We start from the raw sequence: 20,600 nt of genomic DNA, 5'->3' as shown, positions 1-20,600 counted from the left end.
TTATACTGGTCACCTCAATTCTTCATCCAGGTAACAAGCAATGATGGCATTAAGTCCGCGCAGAACGGATCTCCTGCAACGTACGTTTGTTCCGCTGCAGCTGGTGCTGTATGTCGGTTTGTTTATTTTCAGCGACAGGCTGGTGAGCTGGCTGCATCTGCCGCTGCCCGCCAACGTGGTGGGCATGGTGCTGCTGCTGGTGTTGATCATGACGCGCATCGTGCCGCTGCGCTGGGTAAAAGCTGGCGCCAACTGGCTGCTGGCAGAAATGCTGCTGTTCTTTATTCCTGCGGTGGTAGCGGTAGTGAACTACAGCGATTTGCTGCGCAGTGAAGGCTGGCGCATCTGCGTGGTGATCGGCGTCAGTACCTTGCTGGTGCTGGCTTCGACGTCACTGGTGGTTGATCGTTTATATCGCTTCGAATTGGCACGCGCCGCACGCAAGCAGGCGCATCATGAATGATCTGCTGATTAGTCTGCTGTGTCTGGCGTTCACGCTGCTGGTCTACTACCTCAACAAAATTCTTTATCGCCGCTGGCGCACGCTGCTGTTGATGCCGCTGGTATTGACGCCGCTGGTGCTGGTGGCGCTGTTGCTGCTCACTCACGTCAGCTGGAAAAATTACATCGCTGAAAGCCACTGGCTGATTTGGCTGCTTGGCCCGGCGACGCTGGCATTTGCCGTGCCGGTGTATGAGAATCTTGAGATCATCAAGCGTCACTGGCTGTCGCTGAGCGTGGGCGTGCTGACGGCCACGCTGGTGGCGGTATGCAGTTCGGTGTGGCTGGCGCGCTGGCTGACGTTACCGGAAACCATTCAGCGCAGCCTGGCGGTACGCTCAATCACCACGCCGTTTGCGCTGGCAGCCGCGCAGCCGATTGGCGGCCAGCCGGATCTGGTGGCGCTGTTTGTGGTGATCACCGGTGTGTTTGGTATGGCGGTGGGCGACGTGCTGTTTCTGCGTCTCGCCATCAAGCAGGGCGTGGCTAAAGGCGCGGGTTTTGGTGCCGCATCACATGGCGCAGGCACCGCGCGCGCGTATCAACTCGGCCAGCAGGAAGGCGTGGTGTCGAGCCTGGTAATGATGCTGTCTGGCGTCGTCACCGTCATTCTCGCGCCGCTGTTAAGCCACTTACTGTGGGTATCGTAATCCGCTGGTTTTGAGTCATTGCTCATACAGCAGCCCGATCGCTTTGCTTATTGTTTGCCCGCTTAAACGATAAGGAAGCGAAAAATGAAAAGTCAGTATTTTGCAATGGGGCTCCTGTTGGCCTCCGCTGGGGTAACTGCTCAGGAAATCGGCGTGAAGGGGGGCAGTGATTTCTTTGCGGCCGCCATCAACAGCCAAAAAACCGCGCCAGGCCTGCAATATGGCGTGGAATACGTGAATGCCAAACATCAGTCAGAATTGCTGGACGCCAATCTGGGTTACGGCGTGGCTGTAGGCGCAATGCGCATTGTGCCGCGCATCGGTTTGTTCTGGGCTGAATTGAACCATGATAAAACGTCCAGCTACGGCGTGAATGCGGGTATACGCGCGATGGCTCCACTGCCACAAGCGCGCCATACCTGGCTCTACCTCGATTTCAGCATGGCGCCTAACTTCAGCACCTATAAGCTGGATCATCTGCATCAGTTTGAGGCCGGAGTTTACTACCAACCGGCCTACTGGTTAACGCTGAGTTCCGGTTACCGCTATCTCGGCAGTGGCTTGCACGAATATAAAACCCATCGTGCGATTGATGGTCTTTTTATCGGCGCAGCCTGGCGCTTCTAATCTGAAAAGTGGCCTTTTAGGGCCACTTTTTTCCCCGCCGTAATCCATTTTTACGTAAAGCTTTCCAAATAATGTTGTCTCTCGTCGCCAGGCTGGTACCCTTGCCGCCGAATTAATTGTCCTTCATGGAGTGGAATCACATGTTAAAGCAACTTGTTACTGGAAGCGTTTTGGGTCTGGCACTGCTGAGCAGCGGCGCACAGGCAATTGAGGGCAGTGTTGACGTGGGTGAGCATAGCACCAACCTGAACCTTGGCCTTGGCACCACTTCACCGGGCCTGTTCCTGAAAGGCAACTGGCTGCGCAGCGATCACGATGGCAGCACCTACGGTGCGGGCCTCGGCTATAACATCGACGTGGGTGATTTCCGCATTGCGCCTACCGCGAAAGCGCTGTTCACCCATCCGGAAGATGGTCGTGATGGCTTCACCGTGGCAGTCGGTGGCGCAGCGCAATACAGCTTCAACAGCATGTGGGGCCTGTACGGCGAATATTACTATGCGCCAGAAGCGTTCTCCGATCGTCTGGATAGCTATCAGGAAGCCTCAGGCGGCCTGAGCTTTACGCCGATTTCGCTGCTGAACCTGCGTGTGGGTTATCAGTACATCGAGCTGAACAACAAAGGCAGCCGCAAAGATAACGTACTGGTCGATGGCCCGTATGTTGGCGCATCACTGCGTTTCTAATTGTTTAAATTAGAATGAAAAATGGCGGCCCAATGGGTCGCCATTTTTGTTTGGGTGCGGTCTGTCCCTCATCCCGGCCTTCTCACGCAAGCGGGAGAGGGAGAAAAACGAGCTCGATCGGTTCCCTCTCCCATTTATGGGAGAGGGTTAGGGTGAGGGAAGGCCAGCACGGACTTAATGCGATTTCCCCTGCGAAATCCCAATCCCCGTCTGTGAGCGAATAAACTGCCCACGGAAGCGGGCACGTTCCTGGGCACCGCGTGCAGAATGGTCGGTAATTGAGAACAGCCAGATACCGATAAATGCCGCCAGCATTGAGAACAGCGCCGGATACTCATACGGATAGATCGGTTTCTCATGCCCGAGCACCTGCACCCAAATCGTCGGGCCAAGGATCATCAGCAGTACCGCAGTAACGAGTCCCAGCCAACCGCCCACCATCGCGCCGCGCGTGGTCAGTTTTGACCAGTACATCGACAGCAGAATAATCGGGAAGTTACAGCTGGCGGCAATCGAGAACGCCAAACCGACCATAAAGGCAATGTTCTGTTTCTCAAACAGAATCCCCAGCGCAATCGCCACCACACCTAACACCAGCACGGTGATCTTCGAGATGCGCAGTTCATCGCGTTCGGTCGCTTTACCTTCACGGATCACGCTGGCATAGAGATCGTGTGAAACTGCCGACGCGCCCGCCAGCGTCAGACCTGCCACCACCGCCAGAATGGTGGCGAAGGCCACGGCCGAGATAAAGCCGAGGAACAGGCTGCCGCCGACCGCGTTCGCCAGATGCACCGCTGCCATGTTGGTGCCGCCGAGCAGCGCGCCGCTGGCGTCTTTAAAGGCTGGGTTCGATCCCACCAGCAAAATCGCGCCGAAGCCGATAATAAAGGTCAGGAAGTAGAAGTAGCCCATAAAGCCGGTGGCCCAGAACACGCTTTTACGTGCTTCACGCGCATCGGCCACGGTGAAGAAGCGCATCAGAATATGCGGCAAACCGGCGGTACCGAACATCAAGCCGAGACCCAATGACAACGCCGAGATGGGATCTTTCACCAGCCCGCCCGGCTGCATAATTGCCGCGCCTTTCGGGTGCACCGCCATCGCTTCGGTGAACAGCGTATTGAAGCTAAAGCCGGTGGCTTTCATCACCATAATCGCCATAAAGCTGGCACCAAACAGCAGCAGCACCGCTTTAATGATCTGCACCCAGGTGGTCGCCAGCATGCCGCCGAACAGCACGTACAGCACCATCAGAATCCCGACCATCACTACCGCGATATGGTAATCGAGGCCGAACAGCAGCTGGATCAGCTTACCGGCACCCACCATCTGCGCAATCAGATACAGCGCCACCACCACCAGCGAGCCGCAGGCTGACAGCGTGCGAATCGGTTTCTGCGCCAGGCGATAGGAGGCGACATCGGCGAAGGTGTAGCGCCCAAGGTTACGCAGACGTTCGGCTATCAAAAACAGGATCATCGGCCAGCCGACGAGGAAGCCGAGCGAGTAGATCAGCCCGTCGTAACCTGAGGTGTAAACCAGCGCAGAAATACCGAGGAAAGAGGCGGCGGACATAAAGTCACCGGCGATGGCGAGGCCATTCTGGAAACCGGTGATATTGCCGCCGGCGGTGTAGTAATCACTGCGCGAGCGGGTGCGTTTCGAAGCCCAATAGGTGATGCCGAGCGTCGCCGCGACAAACACCACGAACATGATAATGGCTTCATAGTTGGTGGCCTGCCGTTGCACCGCGCCGGTAATGGCATCGGCGGCAAACACGCTGGCGGGCACTACCGCGAGAAATATCGAAAGCAGGCGCTTCATGATTTTACCTCGCTCAGGATCTGTTTGGTCAGACGATCAAACTCGCCGTTGGCGCGCCACACGTAGACGCCGGTCAGCACGAATGACATCACGATCAAACCGACACCAATCGGAATGCCGCGCGTAACGTTAGTGCCCGCGTGCAGCGGCGTACCGAGCCAGGCGGGCGCAAAAGCGATCAGCAGAATAAAGCCGATATAGAGCACCAGCATGATCACGCTGAGCAGCAGCGCAAACGCCTGTCGCTTATGCACCAATTCATGAAAGCGCGGATTATTCTCGACTTGTTGCCAGACTGCTTCCTGTTCAGGGGTTTCGTTCATCACATTTTCTCCAGAGGCAAGGCAGACAGATATCTCACGATAAAGTGATTTAACTGGCTGAATATTCTAGTTTTATAAGTTGTGCGAACTCAGAAATACGTGGCATATAAGGGCGGCCAAATGGTCGCCCCTACAACAGAAGCCGGTTACGGCATGGTGATGGACTGTTTCTCCTCCAGCAATTTCTCTACCACGCCCGGATCGGCCAGCGTAGAGGTATCGCCGAGATTGCTGGTATCGCCCGTAGCGATTTTGCGCAGAATGCGACGCATAATCTTGCCGGAGCGGGTTTTTGGCAGCGAGTCGGTCCAGTGCAGCACATCCGGCGTGGCAATTGGGCCAATCTCTTTACGCACCCAGTTACGCACTTCGGTATACAGCTCTGGCGACGGCTCTTCGCCGTGGTTAAGCGTGATATACGCATAGATTGCCTGGCCTTTGATGCTGTGCGGAATGCCCACCACCGCCGCTTCGGCAATCTTCGGATGCGACACCAGCGCCGATTCAATCTCGGCGGTGCCGAGACGGTGGCCGGAGACGTTCAGCACGTCATCGACGCGGCCGGTGATCCAGTAATAACCCTCTTCATCACGGCGCGCGCCGTCACCGCTGAAGTAGCGATTTTTGAAGGTGGAGAAGTAGGTCTGTTCGAAACGATCGTGATCGCCATACAGCGTACGCGCCTGGCCTGGCCAGGAATCGACAATCACCAGGTTTCCTTCGGTGGCACCCTCGAGCGGATTGCCTTCGTTATCCACCAGCGCTGGCTGCACACCGAAGAACGGTTTAGTAGCGGAACCGGCTTTCAGTTCGGTCGCGCCCGGCAGCGGCGTGATCATGAAGCCGCCGGTTTCGGTTTGCCACCAGGTATCGACGATCGGGCAACGGCTGTCGCCAATCTTCTTGTAATACCACTCCCAGGCTTCCGGGTTGATCGGTTCACCCACCGAACCCATGATGCGCAGGCTGCTGCGATCGGTGCCTTCAATCGCTTTATCGCCTTCGGCCATCAGCGCGCGAATCGCGGTTGGCGCGGTATACAGCAGCGTCACTTTATGTTTATCCACCACTTCCGCCATGCGGCTCGGCTTCGGCCAGTTCGGCACGCCTTCAAACATCAGCGTGGTCGCGCCGCACGCCAGCGGACCGTAAATCAGATAGCTGTGGCCGGTGATCCAGCCGACATCGGCGGTACACCAGTAAACATCATCAGGATGATAATCAAACACATACTTAAAGGTGCTGGCGGCATACACCAGATAACCGCCGGTAGTGTGCAGCACGCCTTTCGGTTTGCCGGTGGAACCGGAGGTATAAAGGATAAACAGCGGATGTTCGGCATCGACGGCGACCGGTTCATGCTGATCGCTGGCCTTTGCCGCTAAATCGTGCCACCACAGATCGCGGCCTTCACGCCAGCCGGTATCTTTACCGGTGCGCTTAAACACCACCACATTTTTCACCGTGGTGACGTTTGGATTGTTCAGGGCATCATCAACGTTTTTCTTCAGCGGGATACTGCGTCCGGCGCGTACGCCTTCATCGGCGGTGATGATCAGTTTGGCGTTGGAATCGACCACGCGCCCGGCGACGGCTTCCGGTGAGAAGCCACCGAAGATCACCGAATGCACCGCGCCAATGCGCGCACAGGCCAGCATCGCAACGGCGGCTTCAGGCACCATCGGCATGTAGATCGCCACCACGTCGCCTTTCTTCACGCCCAGGCTGCCGAGCACATTGGCAAAGCGGCAGACGTCCGCATGCAGTTCGCGGAAGGTAATGGTTTGGCTTTCGCTGGCGTCGTCGCCTTCCCAGATGATGGCGGGATGGTCGCCACGCGTGGCGAGATGGCGATCAAGGCAGTTCGCGGCGAGGTTCAGTGCGCCATCTTCATACCAGCGAATCGAAATATTGCCGGGGGCAAAGGAGGTATTTTTCACTTTGCTGTAAGGCTTAATCCAGTCGAGGATTTTGCCTTGCTCACCCCAAAAGGTGTCGGGATCGTCAACCGATTGTTGATACAGCGCCGCATACTGATCGGCATTAATGAGAGCATTCGCTGCAATGGCAGCGGGTACGGGATGCTTGTGTATTTGGCTCATGGCTGACCTCCTTGAAGATGTTAATCATATGTCAATCAATGGTTAATTGAAGACCACGACAGGGCTTTGTTTCTGTTTTGTAGTCTGGATCACGACCTTTTATCACTGCCAAATCCCCGGCGAACGGCGGGCAAAAACGCCGCGCCAGCAGCGTGATCTTCTGCCTTAAGCCTACAAGATCGCTGCCTCTGTTGTGCAAATAATCAGCAAACGCGCCGGGCCGCTTTTTGCGCAATATTGCATAGCTATGCTGAAACTTATCGAATTAACACTTTTCATAACAGCGAGTTATGGCCGTTAACCTTCGTCAGCATTTTATGCTACTAACCTGAATAAGATTTGCGCTATCGCGCCGGGGGTTGCATTTACCGTAGTGAAAATGGTACTTATCTCGGCCCTGTTCAGCAGGTATCAACTCAGACTGCATCACCCCGCAGGCGCAAAATGCCTGCACAGCTGTAACCGACGTAGTCATAAATAACCCTCTATTTTATCGGGCTTTTGCTCACTTCCCTGTGTGACATTTCTCCTGCACCTTCGCAGCAGAGCAAAGGGGTTTTTAACTGAGGAAATAACGCGTTATGAAAGGTTTTAAGTTCACCCTTGCATGGCAGATTTTAGTCGCGCTGATTCTGGGCGTGATTGTGGGAACCGTGCTGCATAATCAGCCCGACGATCGTGAATGGTTAATCACTAACATTCTGACGCCAGCGGGTGACATCTTTATTCATCTGATCAAGATGATTGTGGTACCGATTGTTATCTCCTCACTGATTGTCGGCATTGCTGGCGTGGGTGATGCGAAAAAGCTCGGACGTATTGGTGTTAAAACCATTATCTATTTTGAAGTGATCACCACCCTTGCCATTGTGGTCGGCATCACGCTGGCCAACGTATTCCAACCCGGCAGCGGCATTGATATGTCAACGCTGGCAACGGTGGACATCTCTAAATACGAAGCCACCACCGAAGCGGTTCAGGGTGCACCGCACGGTCTGGTCACCACCATTCTGTCGCTGATCCCACAGAACATCTTCGCCTCGCTGGTGAAGGGCGACATGCTGCCGATTATCTTCTTCTCGGTGCTGTTTGGTATGGGCCTGTCGGCGCTGCCATCGGAACATCGCGATCCGCTGGTCACGGTATTCCGTTCGATTTCCGAAACCATGTTTAAAGTGACGCACATGATCATGCGTTATGCGCCAGTCGGCGTGTTTGCGCTGATTGCGGTCACCATTGCTAACTTCGGTTTTGCGTCGCTCTATCCACTCGCCAAGCTGGTGCTGCTGGTGTACGTGGCGATTCTGTTCTTTGCTTTCGTGGTGCTCGGCACGGTGGCGCGCTTCTGTAAGCTGCGCATTACCACGCTAATGCGCATTCTCAAAGACGAGCTGATTCTTGCCTATTCCACCTCCAGCTCAGAAACCGTGCTGCCGCGCATTATGCAGAAGATGGAAGCCTACGGTGCGCCGAAAGCCATCACCAGTTTCGTGGTGCCGACCGGTTACTCGTTCAACCTCGACGGTTCAACGCTGTATCAGAGCATCGCGGCGATCTTTATCGCCCAGCTGTATGGCATTGATCTGTCGCTGACTGACGAGATTATTCTGGTGCTGACGCTGATGGTGACCTCGAAAGGCATCGCTGGCGTGCCGGGCGTCTCCTTCGTGGTGCTGCTGGCAACGCTGGGCAGCGTGGGCATTCCGCTGGAAGGCCTGGCATTTATCGCTGGTGTCGATCGCATCATGGACATGGCGCGTACCGCGCTGAACGTGATCGGTAACGCGCTGGCGGTGCTGGTGATTGCGCGCTGGGAAGACCAGTTCGACACCAAACAAGCCGCCGCCTACGAGCAACAGCTGCGCACGCAAAGCGCCAGCTAATCTTCCAGGTGCGCATGAATGCGCACCCTACGAAAACCTCGCCATTCATGGCGACCGCTACGCACAGAAACCCGCTTCGGCGGGTTTTTTTATGTCCGCTGCGGCAAAAAGCAAAAAAATCCCGCGCAGCAGAGGAATTAACAATTCTGTGTGATATATAGTTTTACGAATAAATTATTCTCACACAGGAGTGTCTCATGCAGATCGATCTGAGCCAGATGATCACCGAAGGTCGTAATCCCGCCAGCCACAACATTGATGAGCTGACCACCGAAGCGATGCTGCGGGTGATCAATGATGAAGACAAAAAAGTGGCGCTGGCGGTGGAAGCCATCGTGCCGCAGATTGCGCAGGTGGTGGATGCCATCACCCACGCCTTCAGCAAAGGCGGTCGCCTGATCTATTGCGGCGCAGGCACGTCGGGTCGTCTGGGGATTCTGGATGCCAGCGAATGTCCGCCGACCTTCGGCACGCCGCGCAGCCAGGTGGTTGGGCTAATTGCCGGCGGCCACACCGCGATTTTGCAGGCGGTGGAAAACGCCGAAGACAACGTGGAGCAGGGCGCGCAGGATCTGCGTGATATCAATTTCAACGCTAACGATGTGCTGGTCGGGATTGCCGCCAGCGGCCGCACGCCCTATGTGCTGGGCGCGCTGGCGTACGCGCGTCAGCAAGGCGCATTTACCGCAGCGTTAACCTGTAATCCCAACAGTCCAATGTCGCAGGCCGCGGATGTGGCGTTGACCCCGGTGGTCGGCCCGGAAGTGGTCACCGGTTCTTCGCGCATGAAAGCCGGCACGGCGCAGAAACTGGTGCTGAATATGCTCACCACCGGCGCGATGATTCGCAGCGGCAAGGTGTACGGCAATCTGATGGTCGATGTGGAAGCCACCAACCAGAAGCTGGTGCAGCGCCAGGTGAACATCGTCAAACAAGCCTCCGACTGTGACGATGCTACCGCACAGCAGGCGTTGGCGGCGAGTAATGGGCACTGTAAAACCGCGATTGTCATGGTGCTGGCGGGATTAACGGCCGATGAAGCAAAATCGCTGCTGAGTCAGAATCAGGGCTTCATTCGCAACGCTTTGCGTGACGCAGGAGCGCAATAATGGCGGCCATTACCGAAGATCTGGTGCGCGACATTTTGCTGGCGGTGGGCGGCGCCAATAATGTGGTGCAGTGCGGCAACTGCATGACGCGCCTGCGTCTGACACTCAACGATGCCGCGCGAGTGGATAGCGCCACACTCAAAACGCTGCCGGGCGTGCTGGGCGTGATCGACAGCGATGCGCAGCTGCAGATCGTGCTCGGTCCCGGTAAAGCGCAAACTGCAGCAGAGAAAATGCAGGCACTGCTTAATCAACAGGCGCCGGGCGATCTGCAGGCCATCGCCAGCGCGCAAAAGCAGCAGATGAAGGCAAAGCAGACCAGCGCATTGCACCGTTTTCTCTCCTGCTTCGCCACCATCTTTACGCCGCTGATCCCCGGTTTTATCGGTGCCGGCTTGCTGCTGGGTTTCGCCACGCTGATTGAGCAGATCTTCCACCTTAATCAGCCTGGCGATCATGCACGCTGGCTGGTGGATACCGTGGCGTACATGAAGGTGTTCGGCAAAGGGTTGTTCACCTTCCTGAGTATTTTGATTGGCTATAACGCGCAGAAAGCCTTTGGCGGTACCGGCGTCAACGGGGCCATTATCGCCTCGCTGTTTGTGCTCGGTTATATCCCTGACGCGAAGGTCGGTTATTACAGCGGGATGCAGGATTTCTTCGGCATGGTGATCGATCCGCGCGGCAATATTATTGGCGTGCTGCTGGCGGCAATATTTGGTGCCTGGGTTGAGAAACAGCTGCGAAAAATCATTCCCGATAATCTCGATATGATCCTGACATCGTTGCTGACGTTATTAATTACCGGCGCGGTGACTTTCCTGGTGATTATGCCAATGGGCGGCGAATTATTTAAAGGCATGTCGTGGTTGTTCATTCATCTAAATAACAATCCGTTTGGTTGCGCTATTCTGGCCGGACTGTTTTTGATCGCGGTGATGTTTGGCATTCATCAAGGCTTTATTCCGGTCTATTTCGCGCTAATGGAAACCCAGGGCTTTAACTCGCTCTTCCCAATTCTGGCGATGGCCGGCGCCGGGCAGGTCGGCGCGTCACTGGCGTTATGGTGCAAAGCGGATAAAGACTCACTGCTGCGTAAACAGATCAAAGGCGCCATTGTGCCGGGCTTGCTCGGTGTCGGCGAACCGCTGATTTATGGCGTCACGCTGCCGCGTCTGAAACCCTTTATCACCGCCTGTTTTGGCGGTGCGCTGGGCGGCTTCTTTATCGGGCTGGTGGCATGGCTGGGATTGCCAGTGGGAATGAACACCGTGTTTGGCCCTTCAGGATTAGTCACATTGCCGCTAATGACCTCATCGCAGGGCATTTTTGCCGGCATGGCGGTGTATCTCGCCGGGCTGATCGTGGCGTGGATTGGCGGGTTCGCCTTTACCTGGTGGGGCGGCACCCGCAATGTGGATTTAAGTTAAGTGAAGTACGGATATCGACCAGGTCGGCATAAAGCGTGACCTGGTCTAACCGTGATCACGATCACGCTTTTAAACTCTCTCAAGTCGCTTAACCCGTCACAGCCACATTCACTGCTTAAGTACCGTTTGTAAGTAAAGCGTTAGCAAAAAATAAAGGTTTTATTAAGGAGATAGAAAGCCAGACCTAATATTTAAAATGGCCTCAAATTATTTAGAATATCCAACCTGCATCGCAATTAATTCCCCGAGATGACAATAGGTTACTCATAATTGTCTTTTGCACTCACCAGCGAAAAAGTCTATACCTAAAGCCAATTAATCTATAACAACAATTCCATCCTTTTTTCACTGCACCGTATTTCTTCACACAGTTGTTCTCAAATTAGATTGCTACACGGGATTGGTCATTATCTGCCGCTTTATCCCCACGCGAAGAATTTAACGCTGTTGCAATAACAGCGCGGACGCTGCACGCCCACTGGAGGAAGTATGAGGTTTACATTAAATCCTATCGCATTAGGGATGTTGGCGGCGCAATTGCTGATCTATCCAGCAATGCAAAGTCAGGCTGTTACGTTGGGGACTTACACACCAGAAAATAATGACAACCAAGCCGGTAAAATTACCGTTAGCAGCGGCAATGAAACTTTGACCGGCAATCAGGCATTCACGGCAGGAACGGATGGCGCGGTCACCACCACGCTCGGGCAAGTGGCGATCACCTCGGGATCGCAGTATCTCAATCAGGATCGCCTGGATCCCGGCCCGCAAAACTTTGCGATCACCACGCCCGATCCCGCGACCGGCACCAACAGCACATTCCAGGTATATAACTCCGCCAGTCTTGTCGCCTTAGCGCCCGTCACCAGCTCCACCAGCGTGCCGGATGTGCAGAACGTCAATGATGCGCAGTACATCGATGCGCGCGTTGCGGATGTTACCGGCGGTACGCTGGATGTGAATATCGGGCAGGCGAATGCGCTCAGCAGCGCCAGCACCAACAGCTGGACCATGGCCGCTAAACAGACACAGCTATTTGATGTGAGCGGCACCGGCACGGTGAACTGGAACAGCAATAACCGCATCAGCTTTTTCGGTGCCACCGCTACGCCGGACGGCGCGGGATCGGCCACCAGCAGCTATCAGGTGCAAAACCTCGCCACCTATAACGGCGCATTCAGCGTGCAGACGCTGGATGGCAAAAGCACCAGCTTTACCGTCACCAACGCCAGCCAGCTGCAAAGCTACAACAACTGGCTGATCGGTCAGCTGCAGGCGGGCAATCTTGATAAAACCCGTTATCTGCCTGAGTTCAACAAAGCCGTCACCTTCACCAATGCCAACATCGTCTACAACGTTAGCGCCACGCCGCCAGACGAGGTGACGCAGGCGATCGGCAATCGCATTGTGATCAATGCCAATGGCGCGGACGCGAGAGTCAATCTGGCGGCGGGTAAAACGCTGGAAGTGGTGGGCGCGACGGGCGGTGCGATCAAAGCCTCCAATGGCGCGCAAGCGGTGATTGATGGCAAACTTGCGAGTCGCGGCAGCATCACCAATAACGGCACGGCGCTGGTGTTAACCGATAACAGCACTGGAACCAATAATGGGGTAATTAACGGCGGCTTCCTCAATCGTCAGGATGGTACCGGCATTGGTTCGACCGGCTACGGTGCCAACGGCGTAGCCGTGCAAACCGGTAGCACCTTTAACAACAACGGCATCCTCAACCTCGCCACCACCGGCAGCAATTCACAGTATGGCGTGGCGGGCATCAATCTTGGCGTGTCCTCCACCGCCAATAACAGCGGCAATATCAACGTCGGCGTCAACGGTTCGAGCGCGCGCGGTACCGCGTCTGGCGTGTTACTGACCGACGCCACTTCCAGCTTCACCAATAACGCCAGCGGCAATATCTACATTGGTCGCGGACCGCAAAACAGCCTGGGTGAGGCGACGGCGGATACCGCGATGAACCAAAGCGGGTTGACCAGCGGTATCGCCCTGGTCGCCAACGGCAACGCGGTTAACAACGGCAGCATTACCCTCGGCACGAGAACGCAAAATGCGGCGGGGATGTCGGCGACCGGCGCGAATAACGCCACCATGATCAACACCGGCGCCATCAATGTGAACGGTGCGGCTGCCACCATTCCGCGTGAAAACGTCGGCATGCTGGTGACCAACAGTGCCGGCAACATCAATAACGCGGGTACCATTAACCTGAATGGCGTGAACGGCACCGGCCTGAAAGTGCTGGCGACCAATGGCAACACCGCCAGCGCCACCTCAACTGGCACCATCAACGTGGCAGGCGGCGCCGATCCGGCCAGCGGCACGCGCAACTATGGCGTGTGGGTGGAAGGGCAAGGTGCAACCGGCACGGCGCAGGCCACCGTCGATGGCCCGATCAATCTCAGCGGCAATGGCGCGATCGGCGTACATGCGCGCGGCAATTCCACGGTGACCGTGGATCCGGCTGCCGTGCCGACCTTTTCTAACGGTACCAATCAGATCGCCTTCTTTGCCTACGGCCCCAATGCGCTGATTAACGTGCTGGGCAACAATCCGTTTGATGTCACCACGCAGAACTCCACGCTGTTTCGTGTTGAGCAGGGCGCAGACTTCAACGGTAACGCCTTGTCGCTCACCGCGTCGGGTGCCGGTTCTACCGCCGTGCTCGGTAGCGGCGCAGGCACCGAAGTGAGCAGCGATGCGGCGGTGATCAACGTCAGCGGCAGCGGTGCCAATGGCATTACGGTGGAAGGGGGCGCAACGGGTGTTATTGATGCCGCAACCACCATGAATCTCACCGGTAGCAACGCAATTGGCGCGATCGTTGACGGACAAAAACACGATATCTTTGGCAGAAACAGCGGCTCGCCGGTGACCAGCACCCGCCTGAACTCTGCGGCGTCATTGAATGCGTCACAGAGTGGATTGACCGGTTATCTGGCCCGCAATCGCGCGCAGTTGACCAACAGCGGCGATATCACCTTCAGCGGCGCCAACGCCACCGGCATTCGCGTCGAGAGCGGTGCGACCGGCACCAACAGCGGCAATATCAACATCAACGATGGCGGCACCGGCATCGCGGTGAACAGCGGCAGCAGCACCTTTGCCACCACCGCCAATAACACCGGCACCATCAATGTTAATGGCGGCAGCACCACTAACCGCAGCCGAGGCGTCAGCGCCAGCGGCAATCGCGCGGTAGCCAACCTGAACGCTGGCACGCTGAATCTCAACGGCACCGGCGCGATTGGGGCGGAAGCGCTCAACGGCGCGCTGGTGAATATCGCCGCCGGTTCAGCGCCGGTATTCAACAACAGTGACCAAATTGCCTATCACGCGGCGGGCAGCGGATCGCGCATTAGCTCCGCCACCAATGCGTTAAATATCAACAGCAGCGGCTCAACCGGCTATCGCATTGATGACGGCGCGGCGCTGAGTTTCACCACGCCGACCACCCTCACCGCCAGCGCCAGCAGCAGCACCGGCGCGATTATCTCCGGCAGCAGCAGCAGCCTGAATAGCAGCAACGCCAACTTCACCGCCAGCGGCCAGGGCAGTACGGCGATCCGTGCTGAGGGCGGTGCGAACGCCACGCTCGATAGCGGCAGCAGCATCAATCTTAGTGGCAGCAACGCGGTCGGCGTGCTGGTCAATAATCTGCGTACCGATTTGAGTAACGCGCTGGATGGCAGCGCGGCGGCCACCCGCGTTACCAGCAACGGCAATGTGAGCGGCGCGGGCAATGGCGCGATGGGTTTTGATGTCACCAACGGCGCAGAGCTGGTCAACAACGGCAATGTGAACCTCACCGGCAGCAACAATATTGGGATCCGTTCGCGCGCCGGCAGCACGCTGACCAACAACGGCGTGGTCAACGTAGCCAACGGCACCGGGCTGGATGTCTCCGGCAGCGGCAGCACGCTGGCGAAAGGCGGCACCATCAATGTCGATAACGGTATCGCGGGCGTGCGCATCAGCGACGGCGCGCAGCTGGCGCTTACCGGCAGCGACACGGTGATCACCACGCGCGGCAATGCGCACGGCATCCTGCTGGACAGCGGTGCGACCGCTCTCAGCGCCAGCGACGCCACGGTGAACGTGCTGGGCAGTGGCAACGGCATCGAAAACCGCGCCGAACTGAGCAACGTTGGTCTGAGCAATCTCACCATTAACGTCGGCGACGGCAACGGGATTCGCACCGCCGTGCCATTTGATCCGGCTTCGACGGTGACCACCAACGTCTCCGGCAGCGGCAGCGGCCTGAATATCGCCAATGCCGATGGTTCCACCACCCGCGGCGATCTGACGTTGGGGTCGGGCTATCAATTTAATGTTACCGGCGCAGGCGGCACCGGTATTCGCGCCAATACCACCGGCAATGTCACCACCGCCGCCAATGTGAATATCGACAATGCGGCGGGCGGATCGGCGCTGGTCTCCAGCACGGCGGGCACCATCGTCAATACCGGCAACTTCACCTCCAACAGCCTGACGGCGCCGGTGGTGGATCTGCGCGGCGGTAAAACCATCTTCGAGAACCTCGGCAACATCATCACCGCTAATCCACAAACCGTGGCGGTAGCGGGCAGCAACGCCGATGACGAAATTCTGCTGACCGAAGGCGCGGTGCAGGGCGATATCAATCCGGGCGGCGGATCGGATCGGTTCCGCTGGACGGGCGGAACACTCAACGGCAGCCTGACCATGGGCAACGACAACAACAACACCGCTGAAGTGAGCAATGTCGATCTCGGCACCACCTACCATCTCACCAGCGGTAATGGCACCGGCAACACCTTGACCTTCAATCAGATTGGCGCGCGCGGCGGCAGCTTCAGCGCCGACGATCTCAGCAAAGGCGTTAATCTTGGCAGCGGCTGGAGCACCATCAACTTCGCCAATACCCAATGGACACTAACCGATAACCTGCAGCTGGCGCACAGCACCATCAATGTCGATGCGGATTCCACGCTGTATGCCGGCGATAACGTGCATCCGACGCTATCCGGCGGCACCGCCGATTCGCTGGTGGTGAACAACGCCGGTACGCTGGATCTCACCAACGGCGCGGGTTCACCGGGCAACACGCTGGATATCGCTGGATCGCTGGCGTCGAGCGGCGGCCAGCTCAATCTGGTCACTAACCTCAACCAGGGTGGTGCGCTAAGCAATCAGTTCACCGACCACATTAACGTCACCGGCAATGCCAGCGGTACCACGCTGGTGAATGTGAAACTGGCGGATGCCAGCACCGGCGCACTCACCGATCTCAATCAAAATGGAGGGGTAGAGGGCAACGAAGGGATCTCGCTGGCGCAGGTAGGCGGTAATGCCAGCGCCAACAGCTTCGCGTTGAAGGATGGCTATCTCGGTGCCGGGCCGTGGCAATATCGACTCTACACCTTTGCACCGGGCAGCAGCGATCCCAACCAGCGTTTAGTCAGCGGCAGCGGCAATAACTATTGGGATTACCGTCTGGCGAACTACTACGTGTGTGAGGATAGCGCTAACTGTCAGCCGACCTTCGTCACCGATGCCTTTGGCACGCCGCAAAGCTACGATTCGCGTCCGGCGGTGGTGCCGCAGGTGCCATCTTATGTGTCGGCACCGGTTGGCCTGGCCTATTACACCTCGGCGATTATCGACGATCTGCATAAACGCCTCGGCGAACTGCGCCACGAGCAGACACGTCCGCAAGGCAACGGCGGCGAGATGTTCCTGCGCTATATCGGCTCGAACCTGAAGTACAAGAGCGATAAGAGTTTTCGTGACTTCGGTTATGATTTTGACCTCGATTACAGTGCGGTGCAGGTGGGCGGCAATCTGCTGCGACTCGATGGCGAGCAGGATAGCCTGCGCGGCGGTTTAGCCTATACGCGCGGTAATACGCGCATTCGTCCGCATGCGGCCGACGGTTACAGCAGCACCACTTTCGACAGCGACAGCCTGGCGTTTTACGGCACCTGGCAGCGTCAGAGCGGATTCTATCTGGACGGTGTGTTGTCATTTGACTGGCATCGCGGCGAAACCGATATCGCCCGCACGCAAGAAGTTGCGAAGCTGAAAGGCCACGGCTGGACGGCATCGCTGGAGAGCGGCTATCCGTTTGCGTTGGGCGATGGCTATAAGCTTGAGCCGCAGGCGCAGCTGATGTACATGAAGCTGAATATGAATGATTTCACCGATAAAGACGGCAATAACGTGCGTTACGGCGACTATAACCAAACTATTGGTCGTCTCGGCGCGCGCCTCGATCGTACGTGGACCGACGACAGCAATCGTCAATACACCCCTTATCTGCGCGCGAACTACTACAAAGGTTGGGGCGGCAGCGCAGATACCTCGGTGTCATCGGTGGATAATCCGGCATTTGGCGCAACCTTCAGTAGCGGAAAATTTGGTCAAATGTGGGAACTGGGCGCCGGCGGCACTGCAACCTTGCAGAAGGATGTTTCGTTGTATGCGGAAGCGGATTATCGCAAAGAGATTGATGGTAATGGTGCCAAAGGGTGGCGGTATAACGTGGGGGTCCGCTGGCAATTCTGATTTCCCTGCGCCCTTTGCGTTGCAGGTGCGTTGGCTGCGCTCGCTCACCCCGGTCACAGAGTTCACTCTGCTCCCGGGGATGAGCGAGCTTGCCGCCTTCCTGCGACACAAATGGCTTTGGGAAATCCCATCTCCCTGCGCCCTTTGCGCTGCAGGTCTGCTGACTGGGTTTTTAATAAAAGATTGATTTGGTTTACTGTAAAACCCGGTTAATCGATGAGCTAAGTGAAAAAGTGTGAAAGCCGCTGCAAAGCGGCTTTTTTATTGCCCTGAATTTGAAACTGGTGCTAAAGCTCAAGCCGTACGATGCCGAAAAGATAAAAAAGTATTATCGATTGCTTCTTTTCGCCTGCGTATTGCAAGGACACACACATGCGTAACAACCAGCCCGTCACTCAGCGTGAATTCGCTTTTGACGATGACGCCACATTGATGTCGACTACCGATCTCAACAGCTACATCACCTATGCCAACGATGCCTTTATTGAAGTCAGTGGCTTCAGTCCGGAAGAGGTAAATGGCCAGCCACACAACATGGTGCGCCACCCGGATATGCCGCCGGAAGCCTTTGCCGATATGTGGGCGACCCTCAAACAGGGCGAACCGTGGACGGCGCTGGTGAAAAACCGGCGTAAAAATGGCGATCACTATTGGGTGCGCGCCAACGCCATTCCGGTGGTGCGTGAAGGCAAAGTGCAGGGTTTTATGTCGGTGCGCACCAAGCCGTCGGTGGAGGAGGTTCGCCAGACCGAAGCGCTGTACCGCGACTTCCGCGAAGGGCGCGTCAAAGGACGCCGCTTCCATAAAGGCTTGATGGTCGGCACCGGCTGGCGTCGCCTGGGCTCGATCCTGAAAACTCTGCCGCTGCGCTGGCGCATCCGCTCAACCTTATTAACGCTGCTGCCGCTCTCGGTGATTGGCGTCTGGCTGCTGGGCCTTGCACCTCTCGCCATTGGCTGCTTTGCCGGCGGCATGGCGGGCCTTTTACTGCTGGCGAGTCTGTGGCTGGAGCAGCAAATTTCACGTCCGATGGAGCGCATGTGCCGTCAGGCATTGAGCGTGGCGACCGGTGCCAGCCATAAAGTGGAGCAGATTGATCGCGTTGATGAGATTGGCGTGACGCTGCGCGCCATCGGCCAGCTTGGGCTGATGTTCCGCTGGCTGGTGGATGATGTCAGCGGCCAGGCGATCAACGTGCTGAGCGCCAGCGATGCCATTGCGCGCAGCAACGACGAATTGAGCCGTCGCACCGAACAAGCAGCGGCTAACGTGCAGCAAACCGCCGCCACCATGAACGAAATGACCGCCACGGTGAAGAGCAACACCGATACCGCCAAAGAGGTCAATGGGCTGTCGGAAAACACCAGTCATGCGGCGATCAAAGGCGGCGAAGTGATGCAGGAGATGGTGGGCATGATGGCGGAGATCGCCGACAGCTCGAAGCGCATCGCCAACATCACCAGCGTGATTGACGGTATCGCTTTCCAGACCAATATTCTGGCGCTTAACGCCGCAGTGGAAGCCGCGCGCGCCGGTGAGCAGGGCAAAGGCTTTGCGGTGGTGGCCGGTGAAGTGCGCAATCTCGCGCAACGCAGCGCCAAAGCCGCCAGCGAAATCAAACATCTGGTAGAAACCAGCGCCAGCCGCGTGCAATCGGGCAGCGATCACGCCGATGCGGCTGGGCACACCATGCAGGAGATTGTCGATCAGGTGCAGAATGTCACTGCGCTGATCGCGCAAATCAGCGGCGCGACCGCCGAGCAGGCCATCGCGCTGACGCAGGTCAGCACAGCGGTGGAAGATCTCGACGATATCACCTATCAAAATGCCGCGCGCGTGGCGGAAAGCGCCGAAGCGTCCGGTCGCATGAAGCATCAGGCCAATCGTCTGGTGGAAGCGATCAGCGTGTTCCGTTAACGCATGTCGCGTTCGGCGCGCAGTGCGCCGGGTGGCGTGCCAACAATGCGTTTGAAGGCGCGGCTAAACGCCGCCAGCGAACCGTAACCGAGGTGGAAGGCAACGCTTTCCACCGCTTCGCCCTCGTTCACGATACGTTCCACCGCCAGCCGCATGCGCAGCTCGGTAAGATAGCGCAGCGGCGTCATGCCGGTTGCCGTCTGGAAGCGCGCGGCAAACACCGAGCGTGAACTGCCGGATTCGCGCGCCAGCCGCTCCACCGTCCAATTTTCGCCGGGTGCGCGATGCATCGCCGCCATCGCTAGGCTGAGACGCGGATCGCGCAGCGCCTGCACCAGGCCGCTGCCTTTGCCGCAGCCGTTCTCCACCCAGCCCCGCACAATTTGCGCCGCCACCACATCCGCCAGCCGCGACAAAATCCCGGCGAAACCGGCTTTGCGCTGCCGCGTTTCACGTTCCATCGCATCGAGAATCGGCTGAATTTCCGGGTACTGCGCCAGCAGCGTACTCACCAGCATCACGTCGGGCATGGTGTGCACCAGCGGCTGCATGCCGCCCAGTTCAAACGCCATGCAGGCGCTGAACAGAATCACATCGCTGTTATCCGGGCAGAGTTCGGTGCTGTCGTCGATGGCGCAGACGCTGGCGCAAATCGGGCGGCTATTAAACGTCGAAATGGGTTCGCAAACGGCCTCTTCGCTGGAGATCAGCGCGTGCGGTTTGCCGTGCGGGATCAGCAGCGCATCGCCCGCCTGCAGCGGATAAATCACGCCTGACGCCGAGCGAATCAGTAACGATCCGCGCCCAACAAAATGCAGCTGCGCGCGACCAGGCGCGTCGTCATATTGCAGGCCAAAAGGCGCGTGCAGCGCGATACGCTGGTATTTGACGCCGTACAGGCGCATGCCCATCAGCAATTCACTGGTCAGATCTTCATAGCGACTCATACCAATCCCAGACGAATAATCAAAAAACAAAGTTTCT

Annotated in this window: 13 protein-coding genes; 9 read left to right on the top strand and 4 right to left on the bottom strand. The window is 57.2% G+C overall.

Annotated elements, in window-relative coordinates:
* Positions 1-40: 40 nt before the first annotated feature.
* The 4 genes from IB226_RS14025 (at position 41) to IB226_RS14010 (ending at position 2,464) form a co-directional block, all read left to right on the top strand.
* The gene (locus IB226_RS14025) at positions 41-463 is read left to right on the top strand and encodes a CidA/LrgA family protein (protein WP_008109984.1); all 423 of its coding nucleotides are present in this window, start codon (positions 41-43) and stop codon (positions 461-463) included.
* Positions 456-1,151, top strand: coding sequence for an LrgB family protein (locus tag IB226_RS14020; RefSeq protein WP_101763044.1), 696 nt, complete (start codon positions 456-458; stop codon positions 1,149-1,151). The genes IB226_RS14025 and IB226_RS14020 overlap by 8 nt, the downstream gene beginning before the upstream one ends.
* A 153-nt stretch (positions 1,152-1,304) precedes the next feature.
* Positions 1,305-1,778: a YfaZ family outer membrane protein gene (locus IB226_RS14015; RefSeq protein ID WP_370579764.1), complete on the top strand. Its 474-nt coding sequence runs from the start codon at positions 1,305-1,307 to the stop codon at positions 1,776-1,778.
* A 140-nt stretch (positions 1,779-1,918) separates the two neighbouring features.
* A complete protein-coding gene (locus IB226_RS14010; RefSeq protein ID WP_008109987.1) occupies positions 1,919-2,464 on the top strand; it encodes a YfaZ family outer membrane protein in 546 nt (181 codons plus the stop codon).
* A gap of 174 nt (positions 2,465-2,638) precedes the next feature.
* On the opposite strand, the gene actP is transcribed toward IB226_RS14010, so the two are convergent.
* The 3 genes from actP to acs all read right to left on the bottom strand — a co-directional run bounded on the left by actP (position 2,639) and on the right by acs (position 6,716).
* Complete coding sequence (gene actP, locus IB226_RS14005; RefSeq protein ID WP_101763042.1) at positions 2,639-4,291, bottom strand: cation/acetate symporter ActP; 1,653 nt, start codon at positions 4,289-4,291, stop codon at positions 2,639-2,641.
* The gene (locus IB226_RS14000) at positions 4,288-4,614 is read right to left on the bottom strand and encodes a DUF485 domain-containing protein (protein ID WP_008109989.1); all 327 of its coding nucleotides are present in this window, start codon (positions 4,612-4,614) and stop codon (positions 4,288-4,290) included. Before IB226_RS14000 ends, actP begins: the two co-directional genes overlap by 4 nt.
* Positions 4,615-4,760: 146 nt before the next feature.
* Positions 4,761-6,716, bottom strand: a complete 1,956-nt coding sequence (acs, locus tag IB226_RS13995) for an acetate--CoA ligase (protein ID WP_192235989.1) — start codon at positions 6,714-6,716, stop codon at positions 4,761-4,763.
* 581 nt (positions 6,717-7,297) lie between these two features.
* Here acs and gltP point away from each other — a divergent pair.
* The 5 genes from gltP (at position 7,298) to IB226_RS13970 (ending at position 19,616) form a co-directional block, all read left to right on the top strand.
* Positions 7,298-8,599: a glutamate/aspartate:proton symporter GltP gene (gene gltP, locus IB226_RS13990; RefSeq protein WP_007888562.1), complete on the top strand. Its 1,302-nt coding sequence runs from the start codon at positions 7,298-7,300 to the stop codon at positions 8,597-8,599.
* Between the two features lie 197 nt (positions 8,600-8,796).
* A complete protein-coding gene (gene murQ / locus IB226_RS13985) occupies positions 8,797-9,708 on the top strand; it encodes an N-acetylmuramic acid 6-phosphate etherase (RefSeq protein ID WP_192235987.1) in 912 nt (303 codons plus the stop codon).
* Complete coding sequence (murP, locus tag IB226_RS13980; protein ID WP_192235985.1) at positions 9,708-11,138, top strand: PTS N-acetylmuramic acid transporter subunit IIBC; 1,431 nt, start codon at positions 9,708-9,710, stop codon at positions 11,136-11,138. The genes murQ and murP overlap by 1 nt, the downstream gene beginning before the upstream one ends.
* Before the next feature lie 489 nt (positions 11,139-11,627).
* A complete protein-coding gene (locus IB226_RS13975; RefSeq protein ID WP_192235983.1) occupies positions 11,628-17,699 on the top strand; it encodes an autotransporter outer membrane beta-barrel domain-containing protein in 6,072 nt (2,023 codons plus the stop codon).
* Positions 17,700-18,071: 372 nt separating this feature from the next.
* Complete coding sequence (locus tag IB226_RS13970) at positions 18,072-19,616, top strand: PAS domain-containing methyl-accepting chemotaxis protein (protein ID WP_192235981.1); 1,545 nt, start codon at positions 18,072-18,074, stop codon at positions 19,614-19,616.
* On the opposite strand, the gene IB226_RS13965 is transcribed toward IB226_RS13970, so the two are convergent.
* Positions 19,613-20,563, bottom strand: coding sequence for an AraC family transcriptional regulator (locus tag IB226_RS13965; RefSeq protein ID WP_101763127.1), 951 nt, complete (start codon positions 20,561-20,563; stop codon positions 19,613-19,615). The two genes, IB226_RS13970 and IB226_RS13965, sit on opposite strands and share 4 nt — an antisense overlap.
* Positions 20,564-20,600: the final 37 nt, after the last annotated feature.

Source organism: Pantoea sp. PNT03 (assembly GCF_014852515.1).
GTDB lineage: Bacteria > Pseudomonadota > Gammaproteobacteria > Enterobacterales > Enterobacteriaceae > Pantoea > Pantoea leporis.
This window is presented reverse-complemented; position numbering and strand designations above follow the sequence as displayed.